The sequence below is a fragment of the Prevotella sp. LMAG:51 genome (assembly GCF_008680225.1).
Classification (GTDB): Bacteria; Bacteroidota; Bacteroidia; order Bacteroidales; family Bacteroidaceae; genus Prevotella; species Prevotella pectinovora.
The window spans coordinates 146,411-168,702 of record NZ_NALQ01000021.1; the positions used below are offsets into that span (position 1 = coordinate 146,411).

A 22,292-nucleotide genomic window follows, 5' to 3' on the forward strand; every position below is an offset into this window, starting at 1 on the left:
TTGTTATGCAGAAAAATATCATTACTTTTGTCTAAAGTAATCCGAAAAATATGGCAAAAGACAAGACAATATATGTTTGCAGCAACTGCGGACAGGAGTCTCCCAAATGGATAGGCAAATGTCCGCAATGTGGAGAATGGAACTCATTCAAGGAGTTCAGAGTGGCTGCCGGACCATCCAGCGAATCTTCGTTCAAGACAAATGGTCTCGTCAGCCCCCAAACCCTCTCTGCACTGAACATAAAGGACATCTCAAGCACTGACGACCCACGAATCGATATGGAAGACGATGAACTTAACAGAGTGTTGGGTGGCGGACTGGTGAAGGGGTCGCTGACACTGCTGGGAGGAGAACCCGGCATCGGCAAGAGCACACTGTCGCTGCAAACGGTATTGGGAGTAAGCAAGAAGGTGTTGTATGTAAGCGGAGAGGAAAGCGCCCACCAACTGAAGATGAGGGCACAGAGGATAAACGAGTCACCAAGCGACAACTGTCTTATATTCTGCGATACATCGTTGGAGAATATCTTCGCATGTATAAGCAATGTCAAACCGGAAATCGTGGTGATAGACTCCATACAGACCATCAGCACTTCTGACGTGGACAGTTCTGCAGGCAGCGTATCACAGGTAAGAGAGTGTGCCGCAAGATTACTAAGATTTGCAAAGACTTCGGGGACACCGATAATACTGATAGGCCACATAAACAAGGAAGGCACACTGGCTGGACCGAAAATCCTCGAGCATATCGTGGACACAGTGATACAGTTTGAGGGTGACCAACACCATATGTACAGAATTCTAAGATCCATAAAGAACAGATTCGGAAGCACATCAGAACTTGGCATATACGAGATGTTGCCCAATGGACTGCGACCAGTTTCTAATCCATCTGAACTGCTGCTCTCTGAAGATCATGAAGGACTAAGCGGAGTGGCAATTTCGTGTGCGATAGAGGGTGTGAGGCCATTTCTTGTGGAGACTCAAGCCCTCGTCTCAACGGCTGCATACGGCACACCACAACGTTCTGCAACGGGGTTCGACCAAAAGAGGCTCAACATGCTGCTGGCTGTACTAGAGAAGCGCGTGGGGTTCAAACTCATACAAAAGGACGTATTCATAAACATTGCCGGAGGACTGCGCGTAACAGACCAGGCCATGGACCTCAGCATCATAGCCGCCGTGCTTTCGAGCAATGTGGATACAGCCATAGAACAAGGATGGTGTATGGCTGGAGAAGTGGGACTAAGCGGAGAAGTGCGCCCCGTGAGCAGAATAGAACAAAGAGTATCGGAAGCTCAGAAACTCGGATTTACCAATATCATCATACCAAATCAGAATTTCCACACCTTCGAAGCCCGCAATATCAAAGGGATAAACATCATTCCTGTAAGAAAAGTAGAAGAAGCCCTAAGACATCTATTCGGATAATCAGATTTCAACAGAAGATATATCCACCAGATTTGTCACGATGGCATAGATGGTAAGACCGGCTGGGGTGTGGATCTGCAACTTCCTCGCAATGTTCCGACGATGGGTAATGACGGTGTTGGGGGCAATGCACAAATGGTTTGCAATTTCCTTATTAGTCATTCCCTGCACCAGACTCACTATCACCTCTTTCTCGCGCTCGCTCAATGCGTCCTGATTTCCAGGGTTAGTGTTTATCATGCTTGAAATTTTTGCAGACACATCATTCTGTTTCAATTTCTTCTCAAGCGTACGGATGGCAGGAATCATTATTTCTTCTTCCACGTCAGAATGTTTGGCAAGCCACTCCTCGTTATTATAAATATCACAGAGAGTGGCAGACAGCTGGTTATTGCGCAATCCATCGCTAGGCAGATATTTGATTATGATGTTTTTCAGTTCTCGCAGTTTCTGGTCAGTCTGACCATGATGTTTTGAAAATGTATCAATGTCATAGTTTGGCAGCGGTTGTTTGTCGAGAAGCGACTCCACGTATGGGAAAAGGAATTTCTCCTCATACTTCATGTGCTTCTTGATTTCTTCGGCATACTCATCATATAATTTGAGTATCAGACGAGCGAGATTGTCCTTCTCGTCTAATGCTTCTACGAGTTCCTTACGTATAAAAGGCAACTGGAAATCAAGATAATACTCATGGCTGGCATGAAGATAATGCATGATAGTAGGTATAGACAATCTCGAGAAGTCATCGAAGGCCTTGTAGCCATTAATGACGAGATTAACGATTGCCAGAAATGTGTAAGTATCAACACCTTGCGCCTCGCACACCTCATTCACGGTCTTGTCTCCAAAGCCAAGATTAATACCAAAACTGCCAAGACTTTGCAGTACGTTATAGTTGTCTCTGATAAGCACGATAAGCTTATCATCGGCTTCATATAGTTTTTGACTCTTCATCTTCCACTTCCTTTATATTCAGCATGCAAAGTAAATTATTATTTTGCAATCCTGCAATAATCATTTTTAGGTATTTTTCAACTGAAAAACAGACATCCCCTATCTGATGAATGTTATACTGCTGAAGTGAAGAATTCTGCAGAGCAAGTAGCGTCAGAACTCAACTGACACCCTTGCGTTTATCTGCCTTCCAGTAAGATAGTTTGGCACGGCATACTGCTGATTGGTCACATCCGTTATCCAATAGTAAGAGTTCACGTTGTTTATACCAAACAAGTTGAGACAGTCGATGCCCAGCCATACGTTCTTGAATACAGATTTCTTTTTGTCGCTCTTCTCTCTGTCGAAAAGTCTGTAGCTCATGCCGATGTCAGCACGCTTGTATGCAGGAGCCCTGAACTGCTGCTGCGAGAGATCTCTGTGTGGAGGACCGAAGGGCAGACCGTCTGCAAACGCCAGTTTGAGCGACATTCTCCACTTGTCTGTTCCAGGGAAATAGTCGGTGAAATAAAGGTTTAAAGAATACCTTTGGTCTGTTGGCATAGGTATACTCTTGCCTTTCAGATTTATCTTGGTACTCATCACCGACAGGCTCACCCATGAGTCTGCACCAGGCACAAACTCGCCATATAGCTTCATGTCAAGTCCGAGAGCATGTCCACTGCATTGCTGGCTTGCGTCGTATACTATCTTCACGTTGTTCACGCTGTATGGCACGATGTTGCCAAGTGCCTTGAAGTAAGCTTCGGCTGTGAATTTGTATGGTCTGTCATTGAGTTTGAATTTATAGTCGTAGGCAGCGATAAAGTGTATAGACCTCTGGCTTTTTATCTTCTTGTTTAGAGTGGCGTATGTTGTCCCCTCCACTGTAGTGGTGTCTCTTAGTTCCTTGAAGAATGGTGCCTGATAGTATAATCCTGTTGCAAACCTGAATGTCACGTCATTGTTGAAAGGCGGAACTATGCTCAGCGAGAGTCTCGGACTGATTATCGTCTCACGGTTGAAGTTCCAGTGACTAAACCTTATACCATAGTTCAGTGTGAAGAACGTATGCTGTCCTGGACTCATGAATTTATATGTATCCTGAGCATAAGCCTCCAGTCTGTTTGCGTTAAGTTTGTTTCGGGCATTAAGCGAATAAATCATCTTCATGTCTTCACCGGTGTGTGGGATATTATATCCGCTGGAGTCTCGCATTTCATATTCCTTGCTATATTCGTCCACGTGTTCAATTTTGTATGCCAGTCCGGCGAGTATTTCGTGGCGTTTTGCCTTGTGAGAGAAAGCCAACTTCAGACTTTTCACATTGGCTTTCAGATAGTTGCGTGCATGTTCCATATATGTGCCCACTCCGAGATTCTCGCTCGTTTCCGTCTGTGTAAGCCAATATTGTCCCTGTATGTCGTATTTTTCCTGCTCATTGGTACTGTATGCAGAACCGATGAGCGACAGTCGTGTTTTTGCGCCAAATAGTCTTGTGATTGTAAATGTGCCAAAGTAAGTACGGAAAAGGTCTTTTTCCTTACCGTCGAAATATACTTTGAATGATTTTACGTTCTCCATCGTTCCGAAGTTGGTTTCTCTGTCAGAAGGTGTGAAATTGTAGTGATTGTCAGAGATATCGCCCATAAATTCTATCTCCCATCGTTTGTTGGGCTTATATGTGAGATAAGTCTGATAATCAAGGAAACTCGGACTATACTCTCCTTTAGTTTCAAGCGAACCGAGCAGGTATTTGTTTGTCTTGTATCTCAGACCATTGCTCCATGAGAATTTCTTGTTGCTGAATCCCACGTATGCCGATGCGCCGAGCATGCTGGCAGTGACCTTGGCTTCGAATTTCTTGGGTTGTTTGTATGTGATGTCGAGTGCTGACGACATTTTGTCTCCATATTTAGCCTCAAAGCCTCCGGTACTGAAACCGATGCTCTTCACCATGTCGGGGTTGATGATTGAGAGTCCTTCCTGTTGTCCGCTTCTCACGAGGAACGGGCGGTATATTTCCACACCATTTATATATACGCTGTTTTCGTCGAAGCTACCTCCTCTTACATTGTATTGCGACGAAAGCTCACTATGGGTTGACACTCCCGCCTGCTGCTGTATGAGTTCTTCCACAGCATTTCCGGTTGCCGACGGTGTATTCGTGGCATTCTTCACGTCGAGTTGCTCAGTAGTGCCGGTTTGTCTTCTCTTCTCCGTGATTGTCACCTCGCCCAATTCGTTGTTGTCGTCGAAGAGTTGTATGAGTAAAGTCTGCTTTCCTTTAGGTTTGCGCAGCACGCGTGTTTTGGTTTTGTAGCCCACCATAGAGAATCTCACCACCACGCTGTCTGCGGAGTTGAGATGCAGTGAGAACTCACCCTTCAGGTTCGTAAGCGTCACTCTCCCCTGTTTCACCACTGCCACTGTGGCAAGTTCCACGGGATTGTTGTTGCTGTCGGTCACTCTTCCCTGTAGGGTGAAGGTCTGCGAGAATGCGCTTATGCACACAAAACAGATTAATATCGAGAGTATAATTATCTTCTTCATATGATATATTTAACGAAAGGAAAGCCAAATTATTGTATTTGTGTAGAAATAAGTTGACGAGTGAAGCATTGTATACTCTAAATGTTTGAAGGACAAGTCTAAACAACCTGTCCTTCAATCATTTATAAACTTTTGTCATTGTCAAAACAGTCAAGCCATGACTGTTATTTCTGTGCTTTTAGTGAGCTTATGCTCTCCTTCAGCGCAGCAATCTTCTCCATGCTGTCGCTCTGCTTCTTACGCTCAAGAGCCACCACTGCTTCCGGTGCGTTGGCAACGAATCGCTCATTTGAGAGTTTCTTGGAAACTCCGGCGAGGAAGCCTTCGAGATGTTTCAGCTGTGCCTCCATCTTCTCTATCTCGGCAGCCACGTCTATCATGTCGCCCAACGGCACTGCATATTCCAGCGTGCCCACCATGAAGGCTGCTGCAGTATAGTCCTTCTCTGTCACGACGTCGATGCTCGTCAGGTTGGCCATCTTGCCAACCACGCTGTCGTAGTCTTTCAAAGCGTTTTCACCTACACATTGCAACGAGAGTGTCTCTTTGTTGGCGATGTTTTTCTGGTTGCGCACTGTTCTCACTCCTGCCACGATCTGCTTCACGCTCTCGATGTCTTCGATAAGTTTCATGTCTTCGCCTGTAGGAGCTGAGATTTCCAGTTTGTCGCGCATAATTGACTCTCCGTCCTTTCTCTCGTAAATGTGCTGCCACAGTTCCTCTGTGATGAACGGCATGAACGGATGGAGCATCTTAAGCAGATTTTCAAAGAACTTGAGTGTTGCTTCATATGTGGTTTTGTTGATAGGCTGACCATATGCCGGCTTCACCATCTCCAGATACCAGCTTGAGAACTCGTCCCAGAAAAGTTTGTAGACTGTCATCAGAGCTTCTGAGATACGGTATTTCTTGAACAGGTCGTCTATTTCGGCATTTGCCTGACGCAGCTTGGCATTGAACCACTCCACAGCAATCTTGTTTGCCTCTGGCTGAGTGCCATCTGCCACTTCCCATCCCTCCACGAGACGGAATGCGTTCCATATCTTGTTGTTGAAGTTTCGTCCCTGTTCACAGAGGCTCTCATCGAAGAGGATATCGTTTCCTGCCGGTGCAGAGAGCATCATTCCCATGCGTACTCCATCGGCTCCGTATTTGTCTATCAGTACCAATGGATCTGGTGAGTTTCCGAGGCTCTTCGACATCTTGCGTCCGAGTTTGTCGCGCACGATACCCGTGAAGTATACATGTTTGAATGGCATCTTTCCCTTATACTCATAACCAGCCATAATCATACGTGCCACCCAGAAGAAGATGATATCCGGACCAGTAACGAGGTCACTAGTTGGATAGTAGTATTTCATTTCTTCGTTGTCGGGATCGAGAATTCCGTTGAACAGAGAGATTGGCCACAGCCATGAAGAGAACCATGTATCAAGGCAGTCGCTATCTTGCTCCAGGTCGCCGGCACTGAGGTTGGCATTTTTCTTGCGCGCCTCTTCCAAAGCCAGTTCTGCTGTCTCAGCCACCACCACGTCTTTCTTGCCTTCTTCCGTAGTGTAATAATATGCCGGGATACGGTGTCCCCACCATAGCTGTCGGCTGATACACCAGTCTTTGATGTTTTCCAGCCAATGTCTGTATGTGTTCTTATATTTTGACGGATAGAACATTATCTCGTCGTCCATCACTGGTGGCAGCGCCTCGTCGGCGAAGTGCTGCATAGACAGGAACCACTGTGTGCTGAGCTTAGGTTCGATTGGCACGTTGGTACGTTCAGAGAAGCCCACTTTGTTGTTGTAGTCTTCCACTTTCTCCATGAGTCCAGCCTCCTTGAGGTCTTTCTCTATCTGCTTGCGCACGTCCATACGGTCCATGCCCACATACATTCCTGCGGCCTCGCTTATTGTGCCGTTATCGTTGAATATGTCGATGGTCTCGAGGTTGTGTTTCAGTCCGAGGGCATGGTCGTTGATATCGTGGGCAGGAGTCACTTTCAGACAGCCCGTACCAAACTCTATGTCAACGTAACCGTCTTCAACTACAGGTATTTCTCTTCCCACCAGCGGCACTATCACGTGCTTTCCTTTGAGCCATGTGTTTTTCTCATCGTCTGGATTTATACACATTGCCGTGTCACCCATGATTGTTTCAGGGCGCGTTGTGGCAACCACAGCGTAGTAGCCTTTCTCGTCTTTGTGCATCACGTTGCCTTCGCTCTTTCTCTCCACGTCGCTTTCAACCACTCTGTATTTCAGATAGTAGAGTTTCGAGTGTTCGTCTTTGTACACCACCTCTTCGTCTGAAAGTGCGGTCTGTGCCTGTGGGTCCCAGTTCACCATTCTTGCTCCGCGGTAGATGAGTCCTTTGTTGTAGAGGTCGCAGAATACTTTTATCACGCTCTTCGAACGGGTCTCGTCCATTGTGAAAGCTGTGCGGTCCCAATCGCAGCTAGCACCGAGCTTTCTGAGCTGCTTCAGGATTATTCCTCCGTGCTCTTCTGTCCATGCCCATGCGTGCTTGAGGAACTCGTCGCGTGTAAGGTCGGTTTTCTTTATGCCTTCCTGAGCAAGTTTATTCACCACCTTTGCCTCTGTAGCGATAGAGGCGTGGTCGGTGCCAGGCACCCAGCATGCGTTCTTGCCTTCCATACGTGCCCTTCTCACCAGGATATCCTGTATGGTGTTGTTGAGCATGTGTCCCATGTGTAGTACTCCTGTCACGTTTGGTGGAGGTATTACCACTGTGTATGGTTCTCTTCCGTCAGGCTTGCTGCTAAACAGTTTGTTGTCAAGCCAATATTCATACCATTTCGACTCCACGCTTTGTGGATCGTATTTGCTTGCTAATTCCATATATTATGTCGTTTTGTTTGCTTTATTTTCTTGTTGTTTGCTTCCTAATCCATTGCCGCTATTTCTTCTTTGCTTTTGCATAAGCGCAATAATTCTGCAAAGTTAATCCTTTTTCTCTATATGGGCAAGATTTGGTATTTTTTTGTTGAGGAGGGTTTTCACTGAGCGTTGCCGGGATGTGTGCCAAATTGTCTGCTACTACAGTCTGAATTCGCCGGCGAGAGCTGCGACGGATGGGAATATCATGTTTGCCCCTTCTGCCTGCAGTATGGAGTCGCGCAATGGACCTGTGTTTACGGCAATGGTGAACACATGGGCTGCCACTGCTGCACGTACTCCGAGTGGGGCGTTTTCCACCACTATGGCCTGCCATGGTTCTACTCCTGCCTTCTGCAGTCCTTTCAGATAAGGTTCTGGATCTGGCTTGCCTTTCTCCACATCATTTGCACATACTACGAGGTCGCGGTTTACAAGTCCCTTGAGGTCGCGGTCGAGTTTGTCGAGGAGTGTGTGCTGCGCACTGCCAGTCACTATCACGATCTTCAGCCCAGAGGCTTTTACCTTTTCCATAAGTTCTTTAATGCCTGGCATCAGCGATGGTGTGGGACAGGCGTTGAAAGCATCCGATTTTAGTTTATATATTTTTTGGGCTTCCTTTTCTGATATGTTCTCGCTGCGCTGCTTACTGAAGAGCTGCTGTATGGTTTCCACTCCCCTCATCCCCTCGTAGCGGTATGCGTCTTCTGGCGGCATTTCTATGCCTATTGACTGCATGGCGGTGTGCCAACTGCGGGCATGGTATGGCATGCTGTCGTAGATTACGCCGTCCATGTCGAACATTACCGCCTTGGGCTGGAATTCGAGATAGCCGGAAGTTGCAAGATACTGTGATATAAAATTCTGAAACATGATGGATGTGGTTTTAAAAAGTTGACGAGTTGACGAGGAGTTTTGCCGCTTCTGATTGCTGTCAGCAGTCAATAGGAACCTCCTTGTCAACTCGTCTGCCTTTCTACTTATCTATTCCGTAACTTGTCAACTCGTTTACTCGTCAACTCGTTTACTTGTCAACTTACTATCAATACTCAAATACTCCGAATTCCGACTTGATGGTAAGGCTCTTCTTGCCTTCCTCTATGTGTCCTACTATCTGTGCATCGATGTTGAAGCTCTTGCTCAGCTCTATCACCTTGTCGGCAATTTCTGGTCGCACATAGATTTCCATGCGGTGTCCCATGTTGAACACTTTGTACATTTCCTTCCAGTCGGTGCCGCTCTGCTGCTGAATGGTATTGAAAAGTGGTGGCACTGGGAACATGTTGTCTTTCACCACCTTACAGTTGTCATTCACGAAATGTAGCACCTTTGTCTGCGCTCCTCCCGTACAATGCACCATTCCGTGGATTTCCGGCCTCAGCTCGTCGAGCAGTCTCTTTATCACTGGGGCATAGGTACGTGTTGGCGAGAGCACTAGTTTTCCGGCATTCACCGGACTACCCTCCACTTCGTCGTCGAGTCGCTTTGCGCCACTGTATACAAGTTCTTCAGGAACGGCGTGGTCGTAGCTTTCCGGATATTTCTCTGCCAGGTATTTTGAGAACACGTCGTGACGTGCGCTGGTCAGTCCGTTGCTTCCCATTCCTCCGTTGTATGAGGTTTCGTATGTAGCCTGTCCGCATGATGACAATCCTACGATTACATCGCCCGGACGTATGTTTGCGTTGTCTATCACGTCGCTGCGCTTCATTCTGCAGGTCACGGTAGAGTCCACGATGATGGTCCTGACGAGGTCGCCCACGTCTGCAGTCTCACCTCCTGTAGGATATATTCCTATTCCCATCTCGCGCATCTGCTGGAGAAGTTCGTCTGTACCGTTGATGATTGCCGAAATTACTTCTCCCGGCACAAGCATTTTGTTTCTGCCTATGGTTGAAGATACGAGGATGTTGTCCACGGCTCCCACGCAGAGCAGGTCATCGGTGTTCATTACGATGGCGTCCTGGGCTATGCCTTTCCATACAGAGAGGTCGCCGGTCTCCTTCCAGTACATATACGCAAGCGATGATTTTGTGCCGGCTCCGTCAGCGTGCATGATATTGCAGTATTCGGGGTCGCCTCCGAGCACGTCGGGTATTATCTTGCAGAAAGCCTGCGGGAATATTCCTTTGTCGATATTCTTTATGGCGTTGTGCACGTCTTCTTTTGCTGCGCTCACGCCACGCATCATATACCTGTTTGATTTATCCATCTTGTTCTTGTTTTATATTTGCTTGATAAATGGAACTTAGCCTGTTCTCACACTTTGTCTTTGCCATGCCAGAAGTCCCAGCTTGCGAAAGCCTGCAGGAGCAGCATTTCCAGTCCGTTCTTCGTCATTGCCCCTTGTTCTTTACCTTTCTTCATAAAGAGTGTTTCGTCGGGGTTGTAGAGCAAGTCGTAGAGCAGGTTGTGGCTGTCCATGGCTTCGTATGGCAGGTCCGGGCATTCATCGGTGTGGGGATAGAGTCCGCATGGTGTGCAGTTCACTATCACGTTGTATTCCTTCACCACCTCAGGTGTCACATCTTTATATTGTATTGTTCCCGGGCGTTCGAAACGGCTTACGAGCAGCGTTTCCAGCCCCAATGACTTCAGTCCGTAGTTTACGGCTTTCGACGCTCCTCCTGTGCCGAGTATGAGGGCTTTTTTGTGGTGGCTTTCCAACAGCGGCTCTATGCTCTTCGTGAAGCCGATGACATCACTGTTGTATCCCCTGAGGAATGTGTCGTCGCCTTTGCTCTCCACCCGTATCACATTGACGGCGCCTATGGCTCTTGCCTCCACGCTGACATAGTCGAGGAAGCTCAACACCTTCTCTTTGTAGGGTATCGTGACGTTGAGTCCCTTGAGTTCAGGATTCGTCGCCAGCACCTCTGGCAGGTCATCGATTGTCTTGATCTCGAAGTTTATATACTCTGCGTCTATGTCTTCATTCTGGAATTTCTCGTTGAAGAAGCTCTTGGAGAATGAATGCACGAGAGGATAACCGATTAGTCCATACTTGTCCATAAGTCATTATTATTTTATTGCTGTATAACATGTGCAGATTCCAAACGTAAGACGTTTGAAACCGGCGGTGCTGAATCCTGTTTTCTTCAGTATTTCCACCATCACCTCTCCTTGCGGAAAGGCTTCTATGGTGGCTATGAGATACTTGTATGCGCTCTTGTCTCTTGATATCATGCGCCCGTAGAGGGGGAGTAGCGTGTGTGAGTATAGCGTGAAGAGCTGCTTCACGGGGAAGTGTACGGGTCTTGTGAGCTCTATCACGCAGAGTGTGCCTCCTGGCTTGAGCACTCTGTACATCTCTCTCAGTCCAGCTTCGAGGTCCTGGAAGTTCCGTATGCCGAATGCTGCCGTGACCACGTCGAAGCTTGCGTCTGGGAATGTCATCGAGAGGCAGTCTTCTCTCTGGAAACTTATCACATCCTGCAGGGCTGCCGCTTTCACTTTTTCTCTTCCCACCTGCATCATGCCCTCTGAGATATCGATACCCACCACTTTGCCCGGTTTGAGTTTCCTGGCTTCCAGTATGGCGAGGTCGCCGGTGCCTGTCGCCACGTCGAGTACAGAGTCAGCGGAACGGACAGCCTGCAGTTTCCTGACCACGTGGTTTCTCCAATACTTGTCTATGCAGAAGGAGAGACGGTGGTTCAGCGTGTCATAGGAATGTGCCACGGCATCGAACATCTGCTCGACTTGCGCTGCCTTCTGACCGCTCTGCTCGTATGGGTTTATCTTTTCCTGTCCGTACATTATATTTTTGATGCGTGTGGTATTTGGGGGATGTGTATGTTATTTCTTGTATGCAGCGAGCCACTCTGCAACGTTGCGCTCTATTCGTGCCGCGATGTCGCCTGTCTCGGCAGCCTTGTCGAACTTCTCGCCTGTGATGTGCTCGTAGAGCTCGATGTATCTGTCACTCACGCTCTCAGCGTATTCGTCGGTGATTTCAGGCATCACCTGTCCCGGCTCGTTCATGAAGTTGTGTTCGATAAGCCACTGGCGTACGAACTCTTTCGAGAGCTGCTTCTGCGGTTCGCCATTTGCGAATTTCTCCTCGTATCCGTCGGCATAGAAATAGCGGCTTGAGTCTGGCGTATGTATTTCGTCGATCAGGTAGACCTTGCCGTCGCGTTTTCCGAACTCGTATTTGGTGTCAACGAGGATAAGTCCGTGCTGGGCTGCGATTTCCTGTCCGCGGGCGAAGATCTTTCTCGTATAGTCTTCCATCACGGCGTAATCTTCTGCGCTAACAATACCCTGGGCGATGATTTCCTCCTTTGAGATGTTCATGTCGTGTCCCTCGTCGGCCTTAGTGGTCGGTGTGATGATCGGCTCCGGGAAGCGCTGGTTCTCTTTCATTCCGTCGGGGAGTTTCACTCCGCACAGCTCGCGGCAGCCTTTCTGGTATTCGCGCCATGCCGAACCAGTGAGGATGGAACGTATGATCATCTCCACTCTGAAGCCTTCACACTTCAGACCGACGGTGACCTGTGGGTCTGGAGTCGCCAATTTCCAGTTTGGACAGATGTCGTTTGTATGGTCAAGGAATTTTGCTGCAATTTGGTTGAGCACCTGACCTTTGAAAGGGATTCCCTTTGGCAGTACTACGTCAAAAGCAGAGATTCTGTCTGTGGCGACCATCACGATGAGGTCGTCGCCGATGTTGTAAACGTCGCGTACTTTTCCATGATATACGCTCTTTTGTCCTTCAAAATGAAAATCAGTGTTTGTTAATGCTTTCATTACTTTATGTTTATTAAAAGTCAGATAAATCTTTGTCGTTATCGCCAAAGTGATAATTGCCTGCAAATGTAGTTATTTTAAACATAACGGACAACATTGCAGTTGAAAAATCATCATTCTTTCTTCGATTTGTCGAATTTCTCGTATGCCTTTACTATCTTGGTGACTAGCTTGTGGCGCACAATGTCGGTCTGTGTCAGGTTGACCACCGAGATACCTTCCACCCCGCCCAGGATACCGAGCGCCTCGCGCAGTCCGCTCTGCGTGCCGCGCGGCAGGTCCACCTGCGTCATGTCGCCGGTGATTATCATCTTGGCGTTCCATCCCATGCGGGTGAGAAACATGCGGAGCTGTGCCGAGGTGGTGTTCTGCGCCTCATCGAGTATCACCACTGCGTCGTTGAGCGTCCTGCCTCGCATGAAGGCGAGCGGGGCTATCTGTATCACGTGTTTCTCCATCATCTCCTGGAGCTTCACGGCGGGTATCATGTCTTCGAGCGCATCGTAGAGGGGCTGCAGATAGGGGTCTATCTTGTCTTTCATGTCGCCCGGCAGGAATCCGAGCTTCTCGCCTGCCTCCACGGCGGGGCGCGACAGGATTATCTTCTTCACGTTCTTCTCCTTGAGTGCCCTTACGGCGAGCGCGATGCTGAGATAGGTCTTGCCGGTGCCGGCAGGACCCACGGCGAAGATCATGTCGCTCTTCTCGAAGGCTTCCACGAGCTGCTGCTGGTTGGCGCTGCGGCTCTTGATGGGCTTGCCGGAAATGTTGTAGACCACCACACCCGAGGAAGAGTCGTCGGCGGCAGGTCTGCCCTTCACGATATTCAGGATGTCTGCTTCGGCGATGGAATTGTATTTTAGGATGTGAAGACGTATCTTCTCTGCCACTTCCTCGAATGCTGCCATCTGCTCTTCGTCGCCCAACACTCTCACCACATTGTCCCGGGCCAACAGACGCAGCTTGGGGAACAACGACCTTATCATCTGAAGATGAACGTTGTTGCTGCCGTAGAACACCACGGGATCTATGTCTTCCAAAACGATATGCTTTTCTATCACCTATATAAATTTTATGAAATGTTCCGCAAAGTTACAACATTTTTATCATCCGCCGACATATTAAACGACAAATTTCCATTACCTTTGCAAAATTAAAAGTTGACGAGCTGGAAAAGCCAGCAAAAAAGAACTACATAATGCAAGACATGAAAATTACAAAGAAACAATATATCCTCGCATTCTTCACCATCGTGGCCGTGCTTGCCATCATCCGCTGCACATCTCCGAAAATAGCGGAAGGCGGAAGCAAAGAGGAGATGATGCCGGGCGACACTCTCGCCACACCGACGGCAACGGCCCTTGCCGACGACGTAGAGAAGGGCGTCAAGGCTGAAATACGTTTCTTCGACGAAAAGGGAAACATCGTGAAGAACCGCATATACAGCGTACCGCGCTTCTGCGACGCCTTCCCCGACAGCAACAACGTGCAGCTCGCCTCTGCCAAGGAGCATGGCGTGAAACCGGTATTGAACAGGGCCGACGCCGAGAAGAGACACAAGGAACTGGTGTATATCGGAGCCAACCCGTTCTTCTGCGTCGACAAGCTGAAGAGAAGTACGCCATATCTCGTGCCACGAGCCGCAAACCTGCTGGGCGACATCGGACAGTCGTTTATGGACAGTCTGGCAATCAAGGGAATCCCGCTGCACAAATGTATCGTGACAAGCGTATTGAGGACGCGCGAAGACGTGGAGAGGCTCAGGACCACCAACAGAAACGCCACAGAGAACTCATGCCATCTCTACGGCACCACATTCGACATTTGCTACAACCGCTACACGAGGGTGAACGACCCGGAAGGGAAACAAATGAAGGCCACGAGCAACGACACCCTGAAATGGGTGCTCAGCGAGGTGCTGCGCGACATGCGCGTAGCAAACCGCTGCTATATTAAATATGAGGTGAAGCAGGGGTGCTTCCACATCACCGTGAGATAAAACACGCCCATTTCCGCAATGCAAACGGGATGTTTACGATTTTATTTGAGCCATTTGGCATCTGCAAAACGGCAGTATGGAAGAGAGAACTGCACGACAAACGTCTGCCCGACGGAAACGGCCAGCAATGACTCCGGCGCCCTTGTATGCCGGATTTGTTGCATTGTTGCATGTTGCATTAAGGTCTTTCCGACATGCGGATGCCTTTATTTATATACAAACATTTCCCAAAATATTTTTCTAATACCTTGGAAAGTGCTTAATGCAACATGCAACAATGCAACATTTTCACCCAAATATCAATTGGAGGAACCAAGGAAAGAGAAGACGGACGTTTAGAAAAATTATACATTCAACATTCTTGGAATTGAAAAATAATCCATATATTTGCAAGGACAAAGAATAACGACTAAATAATACGACAATGGACAAAATCAAAGTAGCGACAATCGGACTATGTGCAGCGGCAATCGTGAGCTGCGGAAACAATACAGGCAACGGAGCACTAATCGGAGCAGGAGGCGGAGCCCTCGTGGGAGCGATAATCGGAAAAGTGGCTGGCAACACCGCAGTGGGAGCTGCGCTGGGAGCTGCCGTGGGAACAGGAGCCGGAGCGCTCATAGGCAAGCACATGGACAAAGTGAAGGCTGAAGCCGAGGCGGAACTGAACAATGCAAAGGTGGAGGAAGTGACCGACGCCAACGGACTAAAAGCGGTGAAGATAACATTCGACTCCGGACTGCTCTTCCAGACAAGTTCAGCTGACCTGAGCCAGGCAAGCAAGACAAACCTGACAGATCTGGCAAACCTGATGAAGAAATACAACACCTGCGCAATCGACGTATACGGACACACCGACAACCAGGGATGGAGAAACTGCACAGCCGCAGAGAGCGACAACAAGAACATGGCGCTGTCTGAAAGCCGTGCACAGTCGGTGGTCAACTTCATGAAGAGCAACGGAGTGACAGCTTCACAGTTCAAGAACATCACCGGAAAAGGAAGCACAGCGCCTGTAGCTTCAAACGAGACAAAACAGGGACAGCAGCAGAACCGCCGCGTGGAAATATACATGTATGCAAGCGAGGAAATGGTGAAGGAAGCACAGCAGGGAACACTGAAATAAACGGAAACCTATAATAGATAGGACTATGAGAGTTTCCTTCGTTTACTCGTCAACAAAACAAGAAAAATGAAAAAACTGGGTATTATTACCAAGATAATACGATGGGTGGTGGTAGCCTTCTTCGGCTCCACCATTCTTGTTGTAGTGCTATACAGGTTCCTGCCCGTATACTACACTCCACTGATGTTCATCAGATGTTTCCAGCAGGCAGCAGAAGGCGAAACAATGAAGATGCACCACCACTGGGTGTCTATCGACAAGATATCGCCACACATGCCCGTGGCTGTGATGGCAAGCGAAGACCAAAGATTCCTGCTACACCACGGGTTCGACTACAAAGCCATTGAGCAGGCTGCAATACACAACCTCTCGAACAAGAAGAAGCACGGAGCAAGCACAATAAGCCAGCAGACAGCCAAAAACGTGTTCCTTTGGCCAGGGCGCTCGTGGGTGAGAAAGGGATTCGAAGCATACTTCACGGTGCTCATAGAATTCATGTGGAGCAAGCAGAGGATAATGGAAGTGTATCTGAACTCCATAGAGATGGGCGACGGAATATACGGAGTAGACGCCGTGGCGACGGACAACTTCCAGACCACTGCCGCCGACCTGAGCAGGGCTGACTGTGCGCTGATAGCGGCAACGCTGCCCAACCCGAGGAAATTCAGCTCTAAAGACCCTGGACCATACATGAGGAAAAGGCGCAGCCAAATAGAGCAGCAGATGAAATTCATACCGTCGTTCCCAAAAGAGGGAGAAGACATCAACCCCGAAACATCAAGCGGAGGAATCTACCGCAACAGAAAAAGATAAAGCACACACGGCACTCAACAAGTTTCAACAACGAAAACCCATCAACGAAAAGAAGAAATGACCCACGAATTGAACGACAGCCAAAGAGCGGCAGTGGAATACTGCGACGGACCGTCACTGGTAATAGCCGGAGCAGGTTCGGGAAAGACGCGCGTGCTGACATACAAAGTGGCATATCTGCTCGAAAAGGGCATCATGCCATGGAACATCCTTGCGCTGACCTTCACGAACAAGGCGGCAAACGAAATGCGCCAAAGAATAAATGCAATAGCTGGCGATAACAGGGCGCAATACATCAGGATGGGAACTTTCCACAGCGTGTTTTCAAGAATACTCCGCGTAGAGGCGGAAAGAATTGGATACAGCCAGAACTTCACCATCTACGACGATGCCGACCAGAAGAGCCTCATCAAAGCCATAATAAAAGAACTCGGACTCAACGACAAGGTGTATAAGCCATCAACAGTGGCTTCGAGGATAAACATGGCGAAAAATAACATAATAACGCCCAACGACTACGCCAACGACAGGGCTATCATGACGAGAGACTTCGAGACACACATGCCCGATGTGGCAAAAGTGTACAAGGCATATAGCGAAAGATGCAGAATGGCAAACGCCATGGACTTCGACGACCTGCTCACCAACACATATCTGCTGCTGCAGGAAAACCCTGACGTGCTGGAAAAATACGCCACGGCATTCGAATACATCCTCGTGGACGAGTATCAGGACACCAATGCCGTGCAACAGAAAATCGTGGCGCTGCTGGCAAGTAGACACAACAGGATATGTGCCGTGGGTGACGACGCACAGAGCATCTACGCCTTCAGAGGGGCAAACATCGACAACATGCTCGGATTCGAAACGGCGTTCAAGGGCACAAAGGTGTTCAAGCTGGAACAGAACTACCGCAGCACGAAGAGAATAGTGGCAGCGGCAAACAGCCTGATACGCCACAACATGAGACAGATAAAGAAAGACGTGTTCAGCGAAAACGACGAGGGAGAGAAGCTGCTGCTCAATATGGCATACAGCGACAAGGAAGAGGCGTCGATAGTATGCAGCGAGATAAAGCGCACAATGAAAAAGCAAGGATGCGACTACAACGAATTCGCCATTCTATACAGAACCAACGCACAAAGCCGGTCGTTTGAGGAGGCGCTCAGGAAAAGCAGTATGCCATACAAAATCTACGGCGGACTGAGCTTCTATCAGCGAAAGGAGATAAAAGACGTGATAGCATACTTCAGACTCGTGGCAAACCCCGACGACGAAGAAGCGCTCAAGAGGGTGATAAACTATCCGGCAAGGGGTATCGGAAACACTACGATGCAGAAGATAACGGCAGCAGCAGCCACCGCGGGCACAAGCCTCTGGAGCGTGATAAATGCGCCACAGCATTCGGGACTCAACCTGGGAGCGGCAACGCTGAAGAAGACTGAGGCCTTTAGGCAGCTCATCGCTTCATTCATAGAAAGAATACAGACCGACGACGCATACTCACTGGGCTACGACATAATAAAGGAGAGCGGAATAGCTGCCGAACTATATGCTGACAAAGAACCGGAGAGCATCGCCAGACAGGAGAACCTGGAGGAATTCCTGAACAGTCTGCAAGACTTCGTGGAAAGCCGCAAAGACGATGCCGAACAGCAGCGAAACATTCTCATCACAGACTTCCTGCAGGAGGTGTCGCTTCTTACTGATCTGGAAAGCTCAGAAGACGACACGCAGAAGAAAGTGAACCTGATGACGATACACAGCGCCAAGGGACTGGAATTCCCACACGTGTTCATAGTGGGACTGGAAGAGAACATATTCCCGAGCCCCATGGCGCTGAACTCACAGCGGGAACTGGAAGAAGAGCGCCGACTACTATACGTGGCTATCACAAGGGCGGAGAAAAGCTGCACCCTATCATGCGCAAGAAACAGATACCGCTACGGAAAGATGGAATTCGACACACCGAGCAGATTCATCAGAGACATAGACCGCAGTCTGCTGTTGGTGAACGACATGACGAACGGCACAGGATTCACATCATCGCCCGCATCATCATACGGAGCAAAGAGTCCCAGCGCCCCATACGGCGAGAGCCGCAGCGCATTCTTCGGCAGAAGGCAGGCGGTAAACACATACTCGAAGAGAGAAAACGGCAGCAGCACAACAAACGGCGCCCCTAACAGCTTCGGAAAATACAAGAGGATAAGTTCCGGCAACGCAACTTCGGCATACGGCAGCCCTTATGCCAACACCTCACAAACGACACAGAACAACGCCCCTGCCCTATCGCAGGTGACAACGCCAGGCGGAGAGCTGAGAGAGGGAGCCCTGGTGGAGCATTCACGCTTCGGCTTGGGTACGATAGAGAGAATAGAAGGAACAGGAGAAAACTGCAAGGCCACAGTGAGATTCAACAACTTGGGAACCAAGCAACTGCTCGTAAAATTCGCACGGCTGAAAGTGGTAAAATAAGAAAACTACTCCAGCATAATACCTGATAAACAGTCGCAAACAACCAGAATCAGAAATGACAAATACATATTATCACAACGGAAAGAGGAAAAAGAAAAAAGTGAGATACAGAAAGAAGAGAGTGGCAATGCTCGTAGCCGGATTCATAGGAATATGTTCCGCTATAACACTATCGATGACCGACTGCAGTAGCTATTCTCACCAAGAGCCCGAAAAGGAAGAAATACCACAGACACACCTCAACGACACGCTGACAAACTGCATGTCGGACGCCCCAGCACTGGAGGGAATGGAGAAGGAACTAAAGAGGTATTTCGAGAGATGGGAACTGAACGGTGCACAGATAGCAGTATCCAGGGGCGACTCGCTACTCTATGCCAAAGGCTTCGGATGGGCGGACAAAGAGGCAGGACAGGAAATGCAGCCGTCGAACATCATGAGGCTGGCGTCGGTGTCTAAGTTGCTGACGGCAGTGGGAATAATGAAACTTGTCGACGACAAGAAGATAAAACTCTCTGAACACGTGTTCGGAGCAAAAGGAATACTCAACGACACGGCTTTCACAAACGTGATAAAGGACCCGAGATACTTCGACATAACAGTGGAACAGCTGCTCCGCCACAAAGCCGGATTCACAACAGGAGCCGGCGACCCCATGTTCTCAACACGCTATATAATGATGCAGAACAGACTCACGGAAGCTCCTGACAACAAGACGCTTATGAAGATTCTGCTAAAGCGGAGGTTAGGCTTCACACCAGGCACGGCAAAAAGATATTCCAACGTGGGCTACACACTGCTCTCGATGATAATAGAGAAGAAGACGCGGATGAGCTACGAGCAATTCATGACCGACAGCATATTCAGACCCGCAGGATGCTTCGACTTACATATCGCCGGCAACTACCCAAAAGACAGGAGGAGCAACGAAGTTAAATACTACATGCACAAAGGATCGGAACCTGTGCTGGAATACAACAACAGCGGAAGAATGGTGGAGAAATGCTACGGCGAGAACGACATTCCACGGCTACAAGGCGCAGGAGCGTGGTGTGGTTCGGCAGCTGAACTGAGCCGGTTCGTGGCGGCGATAGACCTCGTGCCCGGAGCTAAAGACATTCTGAGCAAAGGGGCAATAGAATTCATGACACGTGAAATGCCGGACTACGACTTCTCCATCGGATGGAACTTCACACCAGCCAACGGCCCTTGGATAAGGACAGGCTCGCTATCGGGTACAAGCGCCATTATCCTAAGATACCCTGACACGGAATGCTGGATTCTCATCACCAACACGAGCACGTGGAAGGGACATGGATTCTCGAAAGACACCATGAGACTATTTGAGAAACTGAGAAAAGAATACAGCTCGAAATTCCCGAAGAGGAACTTGTTTCTCGCTGAATGACGAAAGTACAACAAAAAAGAACTGTAATTCCTGCTCGGGAGAATTATGAATGCCAGCGAAAATGTGGACAATCGTCACGCTATAATAGCGCAAAAAGAGCAATATGAAAAATAATTCATGCCAATGTGGCTTTTTTGACACCCACTTGTTGCAAGTTAAGTAAATAATACGTAAATTTGTAAGCGTAAGCCCAAGCAGACATGCGGCTTATCAATGACTTATGAAGCAGCTGACTTCAAGACAGAAAGGCTGCCAACAAAACAACAGAAAGAGTGGTCTGCGTCTCCCCTTGGGGAGGGCAGAAAACTTATAAATCGTTAACTTAAATAATATGATAGACTATTTTGCACAACACCTTTGGCAAATGTGGGCACTGGTATGTATCGTTTGCCTGATTCTGGAACTCACCAACGGTGACTTCTTCATTATGTGTTTCGCCATCGGAGCGATCTGCTCTGCAGTATTGTCAGCATTCGGACTGCCGTTCTATGCCGGACTGGCAGTGTTTGCAGCGGCATCGGTGCTCAGCCTGTTTTTCATACGCCCCACGTTGATGAAGAAGCTGCATCCCAGAGAATCCCTGAGACGGAGCAATGCCGACGCACTCATCGGAAGAACGGCAAGGGTGAGCCAGACAATAGTGGAAAACGGATTCGGCAGAGTGGCACTCGACGGTGACGACTGGAAGGCTCAGGCCGCCGACGGAAGCCGCATCGAAGAGGGACAGAACGTGATAGTGAAAGACAGGGACAGCATAATACTGACTGTGGAAAAAGAATGTTAAACCTATAAAACAAACTAAATCATGAACATCGGATTATACGTGTTGGTGGCAATAGTGATTTGCGCACTGATATTAGTGAAGAAGAGCCTGGTGATAATACCACAGTCGGAAACGAAAATCATAGAGAGACTCGGAAGATACTACGCTACGCTGAAGCCTGGCATAAACATCATCATACCGTTCATCGACAGGGCAAAACCCATCATCACCATGAGCAGAGGAAGATACATGTATGCCACATCTATCGACCTCAGAGAGCAGGTGTACGACTTCGACAAGCAGAACGTGATAACCAAAGACAACGTGCAGACGCAGATCAACGCACTACTATACTTCCAGATTGTTGACCCGTTCAAGGCAGTATACGAAATCAGCAACCTGCCGAACGCCATAGAGAAACTCACGCAGACAACGCTGAGAAACATCATCGGAGAACTGGAACTCGACCAGACGCTCACATCCAGAGACACCATAAACACAAAGCTGCGCGCCGTACTAGACGACGCGACCAACAAATGGGGAATAAAGGTGAACAGAGTGGAGCTGCAAGACATCACACCTCCGGAGAGCGTGCTGCAGGCAATGGAGAAGCAGATGCAGGCAGAAAGAAACAAGCGTGCCACGATCCTCACCAGCGAGGGACAGAAAGCAGCGGCAATTCTGAAGTCGGAAGGAGAAAAGACCGCCATCATCAACAAGGCTGAAGCCGACAAGCAGATGGCAATACTCAACGCCGAAGGTGAGGCACAGGCAAAGATAAGAAAAGCCGAAGCCGAGGCTGTGGCAATAGAAAAGATAACCGAGGCAGTGGGAAAGAGCACCAATCCGGCAAACTATCTGCTCGCGCAGAAATACATACAGATGATGCAGGAACTTGCTGCAGGAGACAAGACAAAGACCGTTTACCTGCCGTATGAAGCCACAAACCTGCTGGGAAGCATCGGAGGAATAAAAGACTTGTTCAAATCAGAATAAGCAAAGCCCACTGAGAATAAGCAAAGCCCACTGGCAGAGGCATAAACAACGCCCACACGCAGAAACACAGCAAAGCCAGACAACTGAGCATAAGCAAAACTAACAGTTAGAGGCAATACAATAACACACATAAATAAAAAAAGACAATCG

The 22,292-nt window shown here is 48.6% G+C and carries 17 protein-coding genes; 8 read left to right on the forward strand and 9 right to left on the reverse strand.

Annotated features, from left to right (window positions below):
* Positions 1–50: 50 nt before the first annotated feature.
* Positions 51–1,430, forward strand: coding sequence for a DNA repair protein RadA (radA, locus tag CCC32_RS07555; protein ID WP_287073425.1), 1,380 nt, complete (start codon positions 51–53; stop codon positions 1,428–1,430).
* On the opposite strand, the gene CCC32_RS07560 is transcribed toward radA, so the two are convergent.
* The 9 genes from CCC32_RS07560 to CCC32_RS07600 all read right to left on the reverse strand — a co-directional run bounded on the left by CCC32_RS07560 (position 1,431) and on the right by CCC32_RS07600 (position 13,620).
* Positions 1,431–2,387, reverse strand: coding sequence for a helix-turn-helix transcriptional regulator (locus CCC32_RS07560; protein ID WP_022317348.1), 957 nt, complete (start codon positions 2,385–2,387; stop codon positions 1,431–1,433).
* A gap of 153 nt (positions 2,388–2,540) precedes the next feature.
* Positions 2,541–4,919 (reverse strand): TonB-dependent receptor, encoded by a 2,379-nt coding sequence (locus CCC32_RS07565; RefSeq protein ID WP_287073427.1) that lies wholly within the window; start codon positions 4,917–4,919, stop codon positions 2,541–2,543.
* Positions 4,920–5,083: 164 nt separating this feature from the next.
* Positions 5,084–7,771, reverse strand: coding sequence for a valine--tRNA ligase (locus CCC32_RS07570; RefSeq protein WP_287073429.1), 2,688 nt, complete (start codon positions 7,769–7,771; stop codon positions 5,084–5,086).
* A gap of 198 nt (positions 7,772–7,969) precedes the next feature.
* Positions 7,970–8,680 (reverse strand): inorganic diphosphatase, encoded by a 711-nt coding sequence (locus CCC32_RS07575; RefSeq protein ID WP_278842193.1) that lies wholly within the window; start codon positions 8,678–8,680, stop codon positions 7,970–7,972.
* A 169-nt stretch (positions 8,681–8,849) separates the two neighbouring features.
* Positions 8,850–10,019, reverse strand: coding sequence for an AIR synthase-related protein (locus CCC32_RS07580; RefSeq protein ID WP_231567412.1), 1,170 nt, complete (start codon positions 10,017–10,019; stop codon positions 8,850–8,852).
* 47 nt (positions 10,020–10,066) lie between these two features.
* Entirely contained in the window at positions 10,067–10,819 is a 753-nt protein-coding gene (locus tag CCC32_RS07585; RefSeq protein ID WP_042519464.1) for a shikimate dehydrogenase family protein, read from the reverse strand.
* A 9-nt stretch (positions 10,820–10,828) separates the two neighbouring features.
* Positions 10,829–11,566, reverse strand: a complete 738-nt coding sequence (gene ubiE / locus CCC32_RS07590) for a bifunctional demethylmenaquinone methyltransferase/2-methoxy-6-polyprenyl-1,4-benzoquinol methylase UbiE (protein ID WP_042519465.1) — start codon at positions 11,564–11,566, stop codon at positions 10,829–10,831.
* A gap of 39 nt (positions 11,567–11,605) precedes the next feature.
* Positions 11,606–12,559 (reverse strand): phosphoribosylaminoimidazolesuccinocarboxamide synthase, encoded by a 954-nt coding sequence (locus CCC32_RS07595; RefSeq protein WP_022317355.1) that lies wholly within the window; start codon positions 12,557–12,559, stop codon positions 11,606–11,608.
* Positions 12,560–12,672: 113 nt separating this feature from the next.
* A complete protein-coding gene (locus CCC32_RS07600) occupies positions 12,673–13,620 on the reverse strand; it encodes a PhoH family protein (protein WP_022317356.1) in 948 nt (315 codons plus the stop codon).
* A 146-nt stretch (positions 13,621–13,766) separates the two neighbouring features.
* On the opposite strand from CCC32_RS07600, the gene CCC32_RS07605 reads away from it, so the two are divergent.
* The 7 genes from CCC32_RS07605 to CCC32_RS07635 all read left to right on the forward strand — a co-directional run bounded on the left by CCC32_RS07605 (position 13,767) and on the right by CCC32_RS07635 (position 22,142).
* Positions 13,767–14,558: a DUF5715 family protein gene (locus tag CCC32_RS07605; RefSeq protein WP_044065933.1), complete on the forward strand. Its 792-nt coding sequence runs from the start codon at positions 13,767–13,769 to the stop codon at positions 14,556–14,558.
* A 424-nt stretch (positions 14,559–14,982) separates the two neighbouring features.
* Complete coding sequence (locus tag CCC32_RS07610) at positions 14,983–15,684, forward strand: YiaD family glycine zipper/OmpA-like lipoprotein (protein ID WP_022317358.1); 702 nt, start codon at positions 14,983–14,985, stop codon at positions 15,682–15,684.
* 66 nt (positions 15,685–15,750) lie between these two features.
* Complete coding sequence (gene mtgA, locus CCC32_RS07615; RefSeq protein ID WP_042519467.1) at positions 15,751–16,497, forward strand: monofunctional biosynthetic peptidoglycan transglycosylase; 747 nt, start codon at positions 15,751–15,753, stop codon at positions 16,495–16,497.
* A gap of 57 nt (positions 16,498–16,554) precedes the next feature.
* A complete protein-coding gene (locus CCC32_RS07620) occupies positions 16,555–18,975 on the forward strand; it encodes an ATP-dependent helicase (RefSeq protein WP_287073443.1) in 2,421 nt (806 codons plus the stop codon).
* Between the two features lie 55 nt (positions 18,976–19,030).
* A complete protein-coding gene (locus CCC32_RS07625; protein WP_231560854.1) occupies positions 19,031–20,383 on the forward strand; it encodes a serine hydrolase domain-containing protein in 1,353 nt (450 codons plus the stop codon).
* A 331-nt stretch (positions 20,384–20,714) separates the two neighbouring features.
* On the forward strand, positions 20,715–21,167 hold the full coding sequence (locus CCC32_RS07630) for an NfeD family protein (protein ID WP_022317362.1): 453 nt from the start codon (positions 20,715–20,717) through the stop codon (positions 21,165–21,167).
* 21 nt (positions 21,168–21,188) lie between these two features.
* Positions 21,189–22,142: an SPFH domain-containing protein gene (locus tag CCC32_RS07635; RefSeq protein ID WP_022317363.1), complete on the forward strand. Its 954-nt coding sequence runs from the start codon at positions 21,189–21,191 to the stop codon at positions 22,140–22,142.
* Positions 22,143–22,292 lie beyond the last annotated feature (150 nt).